Below are 14,503 nucleotides of genomic sequence, written 5' to 3'. Positions count from 1 at the left end.
CACTGGCGGGTATCACAGACGACAAGCACCATCGGGGAGGAAGAAAACTAATGGCATCTTGGGGCAAACTTACCTTTGCGCAGAAGAAGTGTGTTTCGGCAACCGGCAAACTCATGCAACAAACCGAAATGGTTAATCATGGGGCGAGAATTGGCGTAGCCGCGTCCGGAGGTGTCGACAGCTTTCTCATGCTCAAGGTCTTAACTATTCGTAAAGCCATAATGCCGTTCCCGGTAGAGTTGATGGCGCTGCACATCAATGCAGGCTTTGACAACGAATCACATGCTCCATTGGTGGATTGGTGCGCTGACCACGGTGTATCGCTCCACGTAGAGCTTACGGATTATGGCCCCCGTGCTCACTCTGAAGAGAATCGCAAGAACTCCCCCTGCTTTTACTGCAGCATGCTTCGAAGGAAGCGACTGTTCGAACTATGCAGAGACTATGGCCTTACCCACTTGGCCTTCGGTCACAATGCCGACGACAATGTTGTCACGTTCTTCATGAATATCCTGCAAAATGGACGGGCCGACGGCATGTCGGCAAGTGAATCGTTCTTTGGCGGCAACCTGCAGGTCATTCGCCCCACCATGCTTCTGGATAAAAAAACGGTAATCAAAGCTGCCAATCAGTGGGAACTTCCCGTCTGGGAAAACACCTGCCCTTCCAATGGCGTTACAAAACGCGACGAAGTACATGACTGGCTCCGGTCAGCGTGGAAAAACGACAAGCGAATAAAGAACAATATCTTCAATGCCATAACGCGACAACAGGTTGACTTGACACGTGAAAAACCCTAGATTAGGTTTGTTTCAGCCTTGCTCCTGGCTGGCCACAACTCTATAACCAACTGCAAAGGCTATGCTTTTCAGAAAATACCAAATAGTTGTCTTCAAAGACAAACAGGGTACTTGTAAGAAATTTCAAGTGCGTGGATGGTTTATTGCCTCCTTATTCCTCCTCATGATTGGGCTTACCGCAGGCAATGTTTTGCTGTGGGAGAAGTACTCCAACCATGCAAGACTGGAGAAAGGACTCACTCTGGCCGAAAAGACTGTACAAGAACAAAAGACACAACTTCTCAGCCTGTCACAAAAAATATCTTCCCTCCAAAGCAACCTGGACAGAATCAGAGACTTTGATTCCAAGTTGCGTGTCATGATCAACTTGGATCAGGACGGCAGCCAGGCCACCGCTCCTCAGGGCGGCCCAGCCAATGAAAACTTTTCCAAAGGATATCTGCCTCTGTACAGACAAGAACTGCTTGCCCGAAAGATGCATGAATTCCTTCGTCAACTAAATGTTGAAGCTCGACTGGAAGAAGTAAAGCAACAAGAAATCATGCACACCTTGAGGAGCAACCAGAACATCCTTGAGGCGACTCCTTCCATCTGGCCAACATCCGGCTGGGTTACTTCCGGCTTTGCATGGAGAACCTCACCTTTCACCGGCAAACGTGAGTTCCACAAAGGCATAGACATTTCCTCCCCACGCGGAACACCCGTCTATGCTCCAGCCCGGGGTAGCGTCAGCTTCACCGGTCGGGATGGTGCTTACGGCTTGAGTATCCGACTCAAGCACAACACAAGCCTCACAACCCGTTTTGCTCACCTGCATAGAATTGCCGTAAAATCCGGAAAAACAGTGACTCGTGGCGAGCTCATTGGCTACGTCGGCAATACAGGACGAAGCACTGGACCTCACCTGCACTATGAAGTCCGACTTAACGGCGTTCCGGTGAACCCCAAACGATACATACTGAACTAACCTGTTTATACATGTTCAATACAGTAACCCTCTTGGATTACATCCTTCCAAGAGGGTTATTTATTTGACGAGAGATTATTTCCTGTTACGCTTCGACCAACCGAAACGGTAAGAGTACCAGGCTCTGGTTCAGCTTTTGCAGAGATCGACACTATGGACATATTTGGATTTAGCCCCGGGGATATGCTCAGCTACATGCTAACCCTATTCAGAATTAGCATCGTGCTTTTTCTGATGCCTTTTTTTGGTGGTAAATCCATTCCAAAGCCAGTTAAGGCGGCACTTGTCCTTGTGTTGTCTGCCGCACTTTGGCCTCAATTATCTTTCCCTGGTGAAATGTTCCCTTCTACGGGGCTCGGCATCCTGCTCATGGTACTTGGAGAATTCATCCTTGGCTTGATGCTTGGCATGCTGGTTCATTTTCTTTTCTCTGCCGTTCAGTTTGGTGGCCAGATAATCGGTTTCCAAATGGGATTTGCCATGGTCAACGTTGTTGATCCAATTACAGGTGTATCCAATGCGATCACTGCTCATTTTCTGTATATGTGCACCATGCTCACCTTCCTGGTGCTCAACGGCCATCTGGCATTATTGAATGCCCTGGGTCTCAGCTTTGAGTACATTCCCCCAGGTGGCCTATTGCTTACGCCTGCTGTCTCAAACAGCGTTCTGGAATTCTCAAACCTCATGTTTGTTCTTGCCATTAAGATCGCAGCCCCCATTATGGCCGCCTTATTTCTGGTTGACCTTTCGCTGGCCTTAATATCAAGAGCAGCTCCTCAAATGCATGTTTTGGTACTTGGATTTCCTATCAAAATTTCTGTCGGATTCTTTTTTCTCGCGTTCATTTTCACGATCATGTCTATCTATGTAACGGACTTCCTCAGGGAGATCGAACTCCTCTTCCGCACAATCATGAAAGCCGGATCCCCTGGAGACTTTTAGGAACTCGTCATGGCGCAAAAAGATCCGAGTAAAACAGAAAAAGCCACTGACAAAAGGCGAAACAAACAGCGCAAGGAAGGCAGTGTTCCCAAAAGTCAGGAGCTTTCAAAAACGATCATCCTGCTGGCAGGAATATTGGCACTACGCTTTCTGATTGGCTTTTATTACGAACAGTTTACTGAAATCTATGAGTGGACATTCCGAGAAGCCATCGATCTGGAAGTCAACAAACAGGTTGCCTACAACCTCTTTACGTGGGGACTACAGAAGATATCCATCATGACTCTTCCATTCCTGTTGGTCCTCTTTGTTGTCTCCTTCGTTACAATGCGCATGCAGGTCGGAAAACTTTGGACCCTGAAACCCCTGAAACCTAAATTTAGCAAACTCTTCAATATTATCGGAGGGCTTAAACGCCTGTTCCTCAGCCCGAAAACGTTGGTCAATCTAGGAAAAAGCCTCGGGCAGGCGATTGCCGTTGGCATTGCTCCATATATTGTAATCAAGCAGGAGCTTCCGAACCTCCTTCCGCTATTTTATGCTAACGCTCATGGCATAGCCACCTACCTGCTGGCTGTCGGTTATAAAATGGCCTACTACGCCCTCATTCCCATGATGATTATCGCATTGTTTGACCTGTGGTATACGCGCTGGAATTACGAGGAAGAGTTGAAAATGACCAAAGATGAGATCAAGGACGAACGCAAACAGGCAGAAGGTAACCCAGAAATAAAGCAACGCCAAAAGCAGAAAATGATGGAGATGATGACAAGCAGGATGTTCCAGGACATCCCCAAGGCCGACGTTGTTATCACCAACCCCACTCACTTTGCAGTTGCCTTGCAATACGATGCCATGGTTGCTCCTGCCCCGTTGATTCTCGCCAAAGGTGTAAACCGAGTTGCTGAGCGAATTAAAGAAGTTGCAAAAGAAAACAACATTCCAATTGAAGCCAACCCACCCTTGGCACGCGCTTTGTATAAACAAGTGGAAATCGGGGAAACAATCCCGGAGGAACTCTTTCAGGCAGTAGCCGCCATCCTAGCGAAACTGGAAAAATTCAAAAGACGCTAAGGACTTACAGACAAGACACTTCCTCCAGGCAACGATAATCTACAGTGCCCAAGAGGTGTCAAAAACATGTCTCAATCTTCCAACGCTCCTCTGTCATCAAAAATCGACTACTCCAAGTTCGCCAAGCAAGGCGACTTACTTCTCGCTGGCGGTGTTGTGGTCATCCTGTTTGTGATGCTCATTCCACTACCAACGTTTTTTATCGATTTCATGCTGACTGTCAGTATTTCGCTGGGACTCGTTGTTCTGGTCACATCAATGTTCATGGAATCCCCTCTTGAGTTCTCGATTTTCCCCACACTCCTCTTGGTCACCACCTTGCTGAGACTGGCTTTGAACGTTGCAACGACACGAGCTATCCTGCTCCATGGTGACGAAGGTACTGACGCAGCCGGTTCCGTCATTCAAAGTTTCGGTGAATTTGTTGTTGGTGGTAACTATGTCATCGGTATCGTCATTTTCCTGATCCTTTTTCTGTTGAATAAGCAGGTCATTGTTACTGGTACGACACGAATCGCAGAGGTCGCAGCCCGATTCACCTTGGATGCCATGCCCGGTAAGCAGATGGCCGTTGAGGCCGATCTTAACGCAGGGCTGATCACTGAGGAAGAGGCCAACGAGAAGCGCCAGTACATGCGCAGAGAAGCAGACTTCTACGGTGCAATGGACGGTGCTGGTAAGTTCGTTTCTGGAGATGTTAATGCCGGCTTCATGATTACCTGCATCAATATCATTGGTGGATTCCTTATTGGAATTATCCAAAAAGACATGGAGTGGATGGATGCAGCGCAAACATACACATTGCTGACTATCGGTGATGGTCTTGTTGCCACGATCCCTTCACTGATCATTTCCACATCAGCAGGTATCATCGTATCTCGCGCTGCTGCCGAAGCAAAGATGGGTGAGGAATTCATCGGGCAGCTGTCCTTCCACTACCGCGCACTCAAGCTTGTCTCCGGCATCCTTCTTATTTTCGCAATAGTACCTGGAATGCCCACTCTGCCTTTCTTGTTGCTTGCTGCTATCACCTTCGGTGTTGGACATCTTTCTCAAAAGCGATTTGCTCACCTTGAAGTCCAGGCAGATGACTCAGCTTCATCCGGGTCAGAACAGGCAACTCTCGACACTCCTGAAGAAGTACAGGCTCTCCTGCCTCTGGATCAGCTGGAACTGGAAGTCGGATATGGACTTATTCCCCTCGTCGACGAAGAACAAAGCGGCAACCTGCTGTCTCGCATTCGCTCCATACGCCGTCAGTTCGCTCTGGACATGGGTGTGGTCGTTCCTTCTCTCCACCTCAGAGACAATCTTCAGCTCAAGCCCGGAGAGTACCGGGTGGTCATCAAGGGCAACCCTGTAGCCCAGGCCGAACTGCTGATCGATCACTATCTCGCCATGGATCCGGGCGATGCCAAACACCGTATCGAAGGTGTGGAAACCGTGGAGCCTGCATTCAACCTTCCTGCAGTCTGGATTCCAGAAGCGCAAAAGGAAGAAGCGATGCTGGCCGGATATACTGTGGTTGATCCTTCCACAGTTATCGCGACTCACCTTACCGAAGTCTTTCGCCGCAATCTGCATGAGTTCCTCGGTCGTCAGGAAGTCCAGGAACTGCTGGATAACCTCTCCAAGCGTGCTCCAAAGGCCGTGGAAAGCCTCGTACCGGGCGTACTCAGCCTTGGTGGAGTCCAAAAGGTTCTTCAATCACTGGTTGAAGAGAACGTTTCGATTCGCGACCTGCTGACCATTGTCGAAACTCTGGCTGACTACGGTGTTGCGACACAAGATCCGCCTCAGTTGACAGAGTTTGTCCGTGCCAAGATGGGTAGAACCATCATCAAGCCGTATGTTGGTGAAGATGGTACTCTTTCCATCATCACGATGAGCCCGCAAATTGATGAAATTCTTGCTGGAGCCATGCGTCCCGCTGAACAAGGTGGTTATCTTGCCCTCGAACCCGGCGTCGCCCAGCAGATCATCCAGGCAATCAACAGATCTACGGAGGATGCAATGGTTGCTGATGGCACACCGGTTCTCCTGGTTTCACCTCAAATCAGAAGCCAATTTGCACAACTTCTGACTCGTTTCATACCGACACTTCCAGTCATCTCCCAGGCCGAAATACCTGCGGATGTGAAGATTCAATCAGCAGCAACCGTTGAACTGTAGGATTTAACTCATGAGAATGAAAACGTACCGTGCCGCCAACTCCACTGCGGCATTCGCAAAAGTTAAGGCCGACCTGGGTGAAGATGCTGTCATTTTGTCCAACACGACTGTGACAGACAATGGCACCAAGTGCTGCGAAATTGTTGCTGCAGTGGACTCCACGCCGACCGTATCCTCTTCATCCCAACAGACAGGCCTTCAAACCAAGGCTGAAGTCGTTGAAGATGCGCTGCAAAACACCGTTGGGTGGCAACAGGAATGGAGCCAGATCAAAGGTCAGATAATGCAGCTCATGAAGCCGCAGATGGACCCGGCCCAACTGACTCCCAAGCAGAATCTGGCGATGCAGTACATGGAACGGGAAGAGGTCAACGATAAGGTCCTCGCAAAGATCTTTTGTGACCTGCGGAGTGACAAGAATCGATCCATTGTCACGGTTCTGGACACCCTCCTTGGCACCAAGAAGTTCAGCGCCAAAAACATGACGAAAACTTTCCATGCTTTTGCCGGTCCCGGTGGCTCCGGAAAAACCTCCACCTTAGTACGGCTCGCCCTGAAGGAAAAAAAGGAAAACCCCAAGGCTCGAATCTGTCTTGCAACAGCAGACGGAGGAAGAGGCAAAGGTCGACTGATTCTGAAGCATTATGCCGAGTTGTCCGGGCTCGCTTTTCGCGAAATCATAACTCGCGAAGATTTCCTTCATCTCAAGAAAGAGGCCAACCAATTTGATCGTATATTCATAGATCTTCCTGGCTTGTCGGGCACTACGACCCTTGAGGAATGGGGCGCATTATACGGCTTTTCCGGCTCTGAAGATCTCGAATATCACCTGGTCCTGAATCCATACTATTCACAGGTTCAGTTCGAAAAGTTCCTTGAAAAGTACAAAAGTGAACAACTTGCAAGCGTTATCTGGACGAAACTCGATGAAGCCTGTACATTTGGCTCAATATTGAACATGGCGTTCGCAAGCGGGCTGCCTGTATCCGCACTGTCCTATGGATCCGGATTGAAAAACAGCTTGGCTCCGGCAACAAATGAAATGATTTGGCGGCTGTTGTTTATGCGTAAACTGCCCGGTGGCGACATTCAACAATAAGGAGAAGACTCTACGCCATGACGACAAATTTCCCAATGGTGCTTTCGGTCACTTCAGGTAAAGGGGGTGTTGGAAAAACCAACATGTCCGTCAACCTGGCCTACTCCCTCAGCATGGCAGGCAAGAATGTTGTCCTGCTTGATGCCGACCTGGGTCTTGCCAATGTCGATGTTATTCTCGGTCTTGCGCCGGAACACAACCTGTTCCACCTTTTCCATGAGGATGTGACACTGGACAAAATCCTGTACGAAACCCCATACGGTTTCCGCATTCTTCCGGCATCATCCGGTGTGAGCGATATGGTCGACCTTGACAAGGGGCAGAAGCTTGATTTGCTGGATGCCATGGACACCCTCGACGACAATGTCGACTACCTCATTGTTGATACCGGGGCCGGGATCAATGACAACGTTCTGTATTTCAACCTTGCGGTTCAGGAACGTCTGCTTGTCATAACTCCCGAACCCACCTCCCTAACGGATGCTTACGCGCTGATTAAAGTTCTCAAGCTCCAGCACGGCGTTGAACGCTTCAGGGTTGTGGTGAACATGGTCAAAGACCAGAAATCGGCAAAAGATGTTTATATAAAGCTACTTCAGGCTTGCGACCATTTCTTGGACGGTATATCTCTGGATCTTGTCGGCTTCATACCCTTTGATCCGAATGTACGAAACTCGGTCATTGCGCAAACGCCGTTTTGTCATAAATACCCAAAATCTCCGGCCAGCATTGCTGTTCGGCAAACTGCTAAGACAATTAACAATTGGAATGTAACACCCAATACTGATGGCAATATTAAATTCTTCTGGAAAAAACTCCTCTTCCAGGAACGATCCGTGGCGTAAGCTGGAACAGGGAGATAAAAGCTGGAACGATTTCTCGGCTCGAGACCGTGAGGAAATCGTTCGCTTCTACTCGCCCAAAATCCGGATTCTAGCGCTGCGACTCAAAGCCAAGCTCCCCCAAAGCGTTGAACTCAACGAGTTGATCAGCGCAGGCAGCCTGGGACTTCTTGATGCACTCGGAAAGTTCAATCCCGAACTTGGAATCAAGTTTGACACATACTCCGAGAACCGCATCAAAGGGGCAATGCTTGATGAATTGCGTCGGATGGATTGGTTTTCCAGAGGGTTACGTCAAAAGGTCAAAGTCATCGAAGATGCGCAACGACATATTGAGCATGAAACAGGCGCCCCGGCCACGACAGAACAGCTACAAGAGCACACCGGAATGTCTGAAAAAGAGGTCCAGCAGGGACTGGAAGCCTTGCACAATCAAATATGCCTTAGCCTGGACAGTTTTCATGAAAACGTGATTGGCCGAAAACACATGACCGAAGATGAGCCATTTCAGTCTACAGCCTTTCAAGAGATTGTTGACAAAGTAGCGAATCTCATTGAGGAATTGACGCCACGGGAAAAATTGGTCATATCTTTATACTACGGCGAGGAACTGAATATGAAAGAGACTGCTGAGGTTATGGACATAACCGAAGGACGAGTCTCACAACTTCACTCCCAAGCCCTTAAAAAATTAAGAAAAACATTCAGAGCTCGCTATGAAAGCGAGTAAGCAATGAAAGGAGACCCTGATGAGCTACGATAAAAACATGCGCGTCCTTGTTGTTGACGACTTTTCCACCATGCGCAAGATCGTTAAGAACATTTTGCGCCAGCTCGGTTTCACCAACATAGTTGAAGCCGATGACGGCTCCACAGCCTGGGAAACTCTCAACAAGGACAACATTGATTTCATCGTTTCTGACTGGAACATGCCCACCATGTCCGGTATTGAACTGCTCCGCAAGGTCCGCGCCAGCGAAGAGTATGCAGACATCCCCTTCCTGATGGTTACTGCTGAAGCACAGCAGGAAAACATCATTGAGGCCGTGCAGGCCAAGGTGTCTAACTACATCGTCAAGCCGTTCACTCCGGAAACACTGGGCCAGAAGATCGACAAAATCTTTGGCTAAAGACAGCCTTTCAGGCGTAGAATATGGTCTTGCTTGTACCTGACGACTCAGATGCTTTAGAGGCAACAGAAAAGCCCAAAGCACAGCTTGACGACAGCGAAGCTGGCAAGGCAACGCAAAAGGTTGATCTTGACCTCGACGATGCGCCTTTCCTCGAAGATGAAGACGAGGAAGAGGAAGATGTCGTTTTTGAAGAGGAAGAAACTCCTCTACTGGCAGAAGAAGAAAAAAAGGGCTTTGACCTCAAAGCCCTTTTCAAAAATAAACTTGTCATAATTTTTATTGGCATAATACTGCTTCTGATTGGCGTAATCGGTTTTCTCATTATGCGAGAACCAGAAACGCTGCCCCCTCCCCCGCCTCAACAGGAACAGGAAATTGTTGAAGAAGCTGTTCCAGCTGAACCAATCGTGGAAGAGATACCTGAGACTCTCATCAGACTTGAACCTTTCCTCATAGAGCAAAGAGACAAAGAGAATACCATCCGCTTTTTGGAGGTACGAATTGTCATCAGCACTCCTGATGAAGGATTGGCAAAGCAATTCAAGCAGGAAACTTTCACGGTACGAAATGCACTTTATTATTACATGAAGAATAAGGATCTTCAGTTTTTGTCCGATAAAGAGAATAGTGATAAGCTCAAAAAAGAATTACTGGCCATTATCAATCAGTATATGGGTTTTGGCCAATTTGAGACACTGCTCTTCGAACAATACCTTGTGAGGTAGGCTATGAGCTCTACTCCGCTGGATCTTCCGGTCTTGATATCGCAAATGCATCATGTTGCGAAGATTGCCCATGCAGAACGTGCAAAGCCTGAAGCTGAAAAGCAGCTTTTTGGCCCCCTGCTACAGCAGCGCTTACGTGATAAGGAAGGCAAGGTTCAACAGGTCAACAAGAAGGAACAGACTTCAGCGGTTGATCGTGATGGTAGACACGCCTCACAACACGATGCACCGCAAAAGGAACGCACAAAGAAGCAAGAAGAATCCGACAAGGAAACCACTTCAGCTAACCCTTCCCCTTGGTCGGGCAATATAGTTAACGTAAAGATTTGAATTTCAAAATCATTACCGTTATGCTTCCTATAGGCTTAAACTTTTTTTCAACATATTAATCCCTAGCAAACCATGTCTGATCTTCTTCTTATTCTCTTTACTGTCAGCGAAGTAATCCTTCTCGGCATTGTCATTGTCTTCTTTCTTCGTCTGAAAAAATCAGAGACCCTGCTCTCCGGACTTCAGGTAAAACAGGAAGAGTTCATCAAAAGACTGCAATTCAATACGCAATTGGAAAATGAACTGGTTTCCACCTTTGAGCAGCGACAGATGGAACTCATCACTCTAAACAATGACCTGGAGAAGAAAGCTGCCGAATTGAAAAAACTCATCGACCTGGCCAATGATTATTGCAAATCGCCCCAATTCATGCGCGAAATCATTTTGAATGGTCGAAAAAGTGGTAAAAGCCCTGTTCAATTGGCAAAGTCCACAGGATTGAGCCTCGAAGAAGTTGAGTTAATACTCGATCAGGCATAGGCATGGGGTTCCACAACTCAGGTCCAGGCTTCTTTGGCTTGTTCAGCCGTGGAGGCAGTCGCTCGGATACGTTCAAGAAAGGTCGAAAAGTTGATGATAAAGTCAGAGGAACCCTACTGAAATGGGTCTCAGGCGATATGGCATGGGTCAATATTGAAGGCCATAAACTATTGGCTCAACTCAACTCCAAGCCGCTTGTTGGCGCAACACTCACCTTTGTCATCAAGCAACTCAACCCCGATATTGTCTTGAAAGAGCTCTTCGCCCCAACGGGTGGAAATTCTGGAGCACTCTCTCTTGCGAGGAACTTTGAAACCGCTCGCACCCTATTTCAAACAAGATTTCATCAGCAAAAGCCTACGGTTGGCTTCGGTCAATCTGCTGATAAAAGACACTTCCTGGATGCGCTTTCATCAAACGATCAATTGTTCGCCGCATATGTCGATACAATCAATTGTATAAAAACTATCAATTCAACAATTGATCAGCATAAAAATGGTATACTGTTTTATACTCCTTGGATCGTCGCAGGAGCACGCAACCACATCGGATTGATGAAACTAGACCCAGTAGGGATCTCAGAGGTACGTTACGAACTAGAGCTACCGAGTCTTGGACTCATCCGAGCAGACTTTTTGTACAAGCCATCAGCGGTCAGCTACCGCTTACGCCTTGAACACCCCAGCTACGCCAACCAAATCAAGAGAGTACTTGGTACTTGCCATATTGAAGGGTTTGACAACTTTCACTGCTTGGGTGTTGGCCCTCTTCCCAAACATCAGCATGGTGGCATTTTAGCTGAAATACTATTCAAGCAATAAGCCGTTACCAGCCCAAAAAAGAAACCCCGCTTTTGGCGGGGTTTCTTTTGAAATCTAAAAATGCTGATCTATGCTGGGACCGGAGCAGCCTCAACAACACCCTCATGTACGGTTTCCTCAACACGAAGAGAGTCAGCCAATGTTTTCGTTTCAAGATACATCTCTCTATTTTCATCGATATGACGCAGGAAAGCATTGTTCATTGCATGTCCAGAAGCAAAGACAGTGAAATGTCCTTGAAGCGGAGCACCCAGAACTGCCATATCTCCAACAAAGTCTAAGATCTTGTGGCGAACAAACTCATCCTGGAAACGGAGTCCCTCCGCATTCAGGACACCATATTCATCAAGGACGATTGCGTTATCCAAAGAGCCGCCAAGAGCAAGCCCATTGGCATGGAGATAGTCTACTTCCTTGAGAAAACCGAAAGTTCTTGCTTTTGCGATTTCAGCCACAAAATTCTCAGGAGTCACCTCAAGAGACATATTTTGGACACCAATGAGAGGGTGTGCAAACTCGATGGTGTAATCAACTCGGAAACCATCATATGGGCGAGCCTTGATGGACTTGCCATCCTGCTCAAATTCAATAGCTTTTTTGATTGCCATCACGGTACGTGGCTTGCCCAGTTCACGAACGCCAGCCTGCTTCAGCAGATAAACAAAAGAAGCAGCACTTCCATCCATAATGGGAAGCTCACGTCCAGTCACTTCGATATGTATATTGTCGATACCCATTCCCGACACGGCTGCGAGCAAGTGCTCTACCGTTGCAACGGTCTCGCGCCCATTGCCCAACACAGTCGCCAAGCCAGTTTCAACAACAAGGTTTGGGGCTGGTGTAAGGAAAGTGGAACCATCCCCATTGTGCAATGAGAAAAGAATTCCTGTATCTTCAGCTGCGGGACGCAAAACCATCTCCACCTGCTTTCCGCTGTGGAGTCCGACTCCGGTACACCGAACTGTTTTATGTATAGTGGTTTGTAGCATTATTCCTCCGGTTGATAACCACACATAATAAAGCAATTAATGTGCCACAAACCCTGATTCATATAAAACACTGAAGAAACTGACTTTATCTTAACTATCGATGATTTTCAGCATGTGGTGATTTAGCGACTTCTTGTATTTTTACAACAACATTGGTGAAAAACTGTTGTTTTTTTGAGATTAGCGTCGCTGTGAAATTATAATACGATCATGTCCAGAAAGGTCTTTTCTAATTAATACATCATAAAATTCAGGCCAGTTATCAGTAAACATTCTCACCAACTGATCGCCGTGCTGGTATCCGATTTCTGACAGGAAAGAACCATTTGAGCGCAGCGCCTTCTCGACATGAGGTAACAGCAGTCGCATATGATCAAGCCCATCAATTCCACTCACCAAAGCGGTACGAGGCTCAAAGGATACAACCTCATGGCTCGCGCTTTCATATTCGTAAAGCGGAACATAGGGCGGATTGGTAACGATGAGATCAAAAGACTGAGGCTGAAACAAAGGGCAGGTAAAATCTGCCTGAACAAATGAAACCCTATCGCTTACACCGTGTGTAACACTGTTGCGAGAAGCAATCTTCAAAGCTTCAGGACTCAAATCAACAGCGACTCCTTTTGCGTTGGGAAACAAGGTCGCAATCGTTACGGCCAGTATTCCAGATCCAGTCCCCAAATCCGCAAAAAGGAATTCAGCATCTGGGCTGAATCGCTCCTGAACGGCCTCAACTAGATGTTCGGTTTCTGGACGGGGAATAAGCACTCCCTGGGCAACTTCAAAATCCAGCCCAAAGAATTCTTTACTCCCCAAAATATAGGCAATTGGTTCCCCACCTTCACGTCGTGCAACCAGCTCTTCAATCTGACTCAATTCAGCAGATGCAAGCATCCGATCCTTGTTCAGAACAAGGTCCAAACGAGAACACTCAAGTACATGAGCAATCAACAACTCAGCACTCAATCGTGGTGAATCGACAGCAAACAACCGCTGTTCGCAGACTTGCAGCAGTTCAATTATGGATTGCGACATCAATCGACGGGGGCTAACGAGCTACTGCCCCTGCCCTTTCATGGCTTCGGCCTGGAAATGACTGATCAACGCATCGGTCATTTCATCAATCTCGCCTTCCATTACTTTATGAAGCGAATGTAGAGTCAAGTTGATTCGATGATCCGATACGCGTCCCTGCGGGAAGTTGTATGTCCGAATACGCTCGGAACGATCACCGCTACCGACTTGGCTACGGCGCGTAGCATCTTCTTCGGCTTTTGCCTTCTCCTGCTCCAGCTGCAACAATCTTGAACGCAGGACCTTGAGGGCTTTGGCTTTATTCTTATGCTGGGACTTTTCATCCTGGCAAATAACGACCAACCCAGTAGGTACATGAGTTACACGAATAGCCGAGTCAGTGGTATTAACAGACTGTCCGCCTGGCCCGGAAGCTCTGAAAACATCGATTCGCAAATCCTCGTTGCGAAGATCCACGTCAACCTCTTCAGCTTCAGGCATAATGGCAACAGTTACAGCGGAAGTGTGAATACGTCCCTGCGATTCTGTCGCCGGCACACGTTGGACACGATGGGTACCGGATTCAAATTTCAGTTTACTGTAAACCATGTCACCGGAAATGGTGGCAATGACTTCTTTCAGGCCCCCTGATCCAGTAGAGTTGGAGCTCATCTCCTCGACTTTCCAGCCGTTGTTCTCAGCATACCGACTATACATTCTGTAAAGATCAGCAGCGAACAAAGCAGCCTCATCGCCGCCGGTACCAGCTCGGATTTCAAGAATGATATTCTTCTCATCCATGGGGTCTTTGGGCAGAAGCAAAACCTTGAGTCGGTCTTCAAGGGAAGGGATCTGTGGCTCAAGCTCGTCGATCTCCATTTTAGCCATTTCCTGAATGTCAGGATCTGAGTCATGGAGCATCTCGCGATTATCCTGCAAATCCTGAACAACTTGCCGATAATCACGAAAAACAGCTACGATTTCACCAAGATCAGCGTGCGCTTTAGAAACCTTCTTGTAGCGCTCCTGGTCATTAAAGATATCCGGCTGGGCAAGCTCCTGCTCCAGTTCCTCGTATTTCGCTTCAATTTCTTCAAGCTTGCCAAACATGG

The 14,503-nt window shown here is 47.7% G+C and carries 16 protein-coding genes; 13 read left to right on the top strand and 3 right to left on the bottom strand.

Annotated features, from left to right (window positions below; genetic code table 11):
* Positions 1 to 50 precede the first annotated feature (50 nt).
* The 13 genes from DPRO_RS01040 (at position 51) to DPRO_RS00980 (ending at position 11,388) form a co-directional block, all read left to right on the top strand.
* On the top strand, positions 51 to 800 hold the full coding sequence (locus DPRO_RS01040) for a tRNA lysidine(34) synthetase (RefSeq protein WP_097010403.1): 750 nt from the start codon (positions 51 to 53) through the stop codon (positions 798 to 800).
* A 61-nt stretch (positions 801 to 861) separates the two neighbouring features.
* Positions 862 to 1,767 (top strand): M23 family metallopeptidase, encoded by a 906-nt coding sequence (locus DPRO_RS01035; protein ID WP_097010402.1) that lies wholly within the window; start codon positions 862 to 864, stop codon positions 1,765 to 1,767.
* A gap of 153 nt (positions 1,768 to 1,920) precedes the next feature.
* The gene (gene fliR / locus DPRO_RS01030; RefSeq protein WP_097010401.1) at positions 1,921 to 2,712 is read left to right on the top strand and encodes a flagellar biosynthetic protein FliR; all 792 of its coding nucleotides are present in this window, start codon (positions 1,921 to 1,923) and stop codon (positions 2,710 to 2,712) included.
* 9 nt (positions 2,713 to 2,721) lie between these two features.
* Positions 2,722 to 3,786 carry a flagellar biosynthesis protein FlhB gene (gene flhB / locus DPRO_RS01025; RefSeq protein WP_097010400.1) on the top strand — a complete coding sequence of 355 codons (1,065 nt, stop codon included), beginning with the start codon at positions 2,722 to 2,724 and terminating at the stop codon, positions 3,784 to 3,786.
* A 66-nt stretch (positions 3,787 to 3,852) separates the two neighbouring features.
* Positions 3,853 to 5,958, top strand: a complete 2,106-nt coding sequence (gene flhA / locus DPRO_RS01020) for a flagellar biosynthesis protein FlhA (RefSeq protein ID WP_097010399.1) — start codon at positions 3,853 to 3,855, stop codon at positions 5,956 to 5,958.
* Positions 5,959 to 5,968: 10 nt separating this feature from the next.
* On the top strand, positions 5,969 to 7,057 hold the full coding sequence (locus DPRO_RS01015; RefSeq protein WP_097010398.1) for a flagellar biosynthesis protein FlhF: 1,089 nt from the start codon (positions 5,969 to 5,971) through the stop codon (positions 7,055 to 7,057).
* 17 nt (positions 7,058 to 7,074) lie between these two features.
* Positions 7,075 to 7,902 (top strand): MinD/ParA family protein, encoded by an 828-nt coding sequence (locus DPRO_RS01010; RefSeq protein WP_097010397.1) that lies wholly within the window; start codon positions 7,075 to 7,077, stop codon positions 7,900 to 7,902.
* Positions 7,844 to 8,629, top strand: a complete 786-nt coding sequence (locus DPRO_RS01005) for a FliA/WhiG family RNA polymerase sigma factor (protein WP_097010396.1) — start codon at positions 7,844 to 7,846, stop codon at positions 8,627 to 8,629. The genes DPRO_RS01010 and DPRO_RS01005 overlap by 59 nt, the downstream gene beginning before the upstream one ends.
* Before the next feature lie 19 nt (positions 8,630 to 8,648).
* Entirely contained in the window at positions 8,649 to 9,029 is a 381-nt protein-coding gene (locus DPRO_RS01000) for a chemotaxis response regulator CheY (RefSeq protein WP_097010395.1), read from the top strand.
* Between the two features lie 23 nt (positions 9,030 to 9,052).
* Complete coding sequence (locus DPRO_RS00995) at positions 9,053 to 9,757, top strand: flagellar basal body-associated FliL family protein (RefSeq protein WP_097010394.1); 705 nt, start codon at positions 9,053 to 9,055, stop codon at positions 9,755 to 9,757.
* Between the two features lie 3 nt (positions 9,758 to 9,760).
* Positions 9,761 to 10,087: a hypothetical protein gene (locus DPRO_RS00990; RefSeq protein WP_097010393.1), complete on the top strand. Its 327-nt coding sequence runs from the start codon at positions 9,761 to 9,763 to the stop codon at positions 10,085 to 10,087.
* 72 nt (positions 10,088 to 10,159) lie between these two features.
* Complete coding sequence (locus tag DPRO_RS00985; protein ID WP_097010392.1) at positions 10,160 to 10,567, top strand: hypothetical protein; 408 nt, start codon at positions 10,160 to 10,162, stop codon at positions 10,565 to 10,567.
* Positions 10,568 to 10,569: 2 nt separating this feature from the next.
* Positions 10,570 to 11,388 (top strand): hypothetical protein, encoded by an 819-nt coding sequence (locus tag DPRO_RS00980; RefSeq protein ID WP_097010391.1) that lies wholly within the window; start codon positions 10,570 to 10,572, stop codon positions 11,386 to 11,388.
* A gap of 68 nt (positions 11,389 to 11,456) precedes the next feature.
* Here the strand turns inward: DPRO_RS00980 and lpxC are convergent, their stop codons facing one another.
* The 3 genes from lpxC to prfA all read right to left on the bottom strand — a co-directional run bounded on the left by lpxC (position 11,457) and on the right by prfA (position 14,501).
* Positions 11,457 to 12,377: a UDP-3-O-acyl-N-acetylglucosamine deacetylase gene (gene lpxC, locus DPRO_RS00975; RefSeq protein ID WP_097010390.1), complete on the bottom strand. Its 921-nt coding sequence runs from the start codon at positions 12,375 to 12,377 to the stop codon at positions 11,457 to 11,459.
* Positions 12,378 to 12,557: 180 nt separating this feature from the next.
* Complete coding sequence (gene prmC / locus DPRO_RS00970; protein WP_097010389.1) at positions 12,558 to 13,412, bottom strand: peptide chain release factor N(5)-glutamine methyltransferase; 855 nt, start codon at positions 13,410 to 13,412, stop codon at positions 12,558 to 12,560.
* A gap of 21 nt (positions 13,413 to 13,433) precedes the next feature.
* Complete coding sequence (prfA, locus tag DPRO_RS00965) at positions 13,434 to 14,501, bottom strand: peptide chain release factor 1 (RefSeq protein ID WP_097010388.1); 1,068 nt, start codon at positions 14,499 to 14,501, stop codon at positions 13,434 to 13,436.
* Positions 14,502 to 14,503: the final 2 nt, after the last annotated feature.

The organism is Pseudodesulfovibrio profundus (genome assembly GCF_900217235.1).
Taxonomy (GTDB): domain Bacteria; phylum Desulfobacterota; class Desulfovibrionia; order Desulfovibrionales; family Desulfovibrionaceae; genus Pseudodesulfovibrio; species Pseudodesulfovibrio profundus.
The sequence above is the reverse complement of the archived record's forward strand: the minus strand, read 5'-3'. Positions and strand labels throughout refer to the sequence as shown.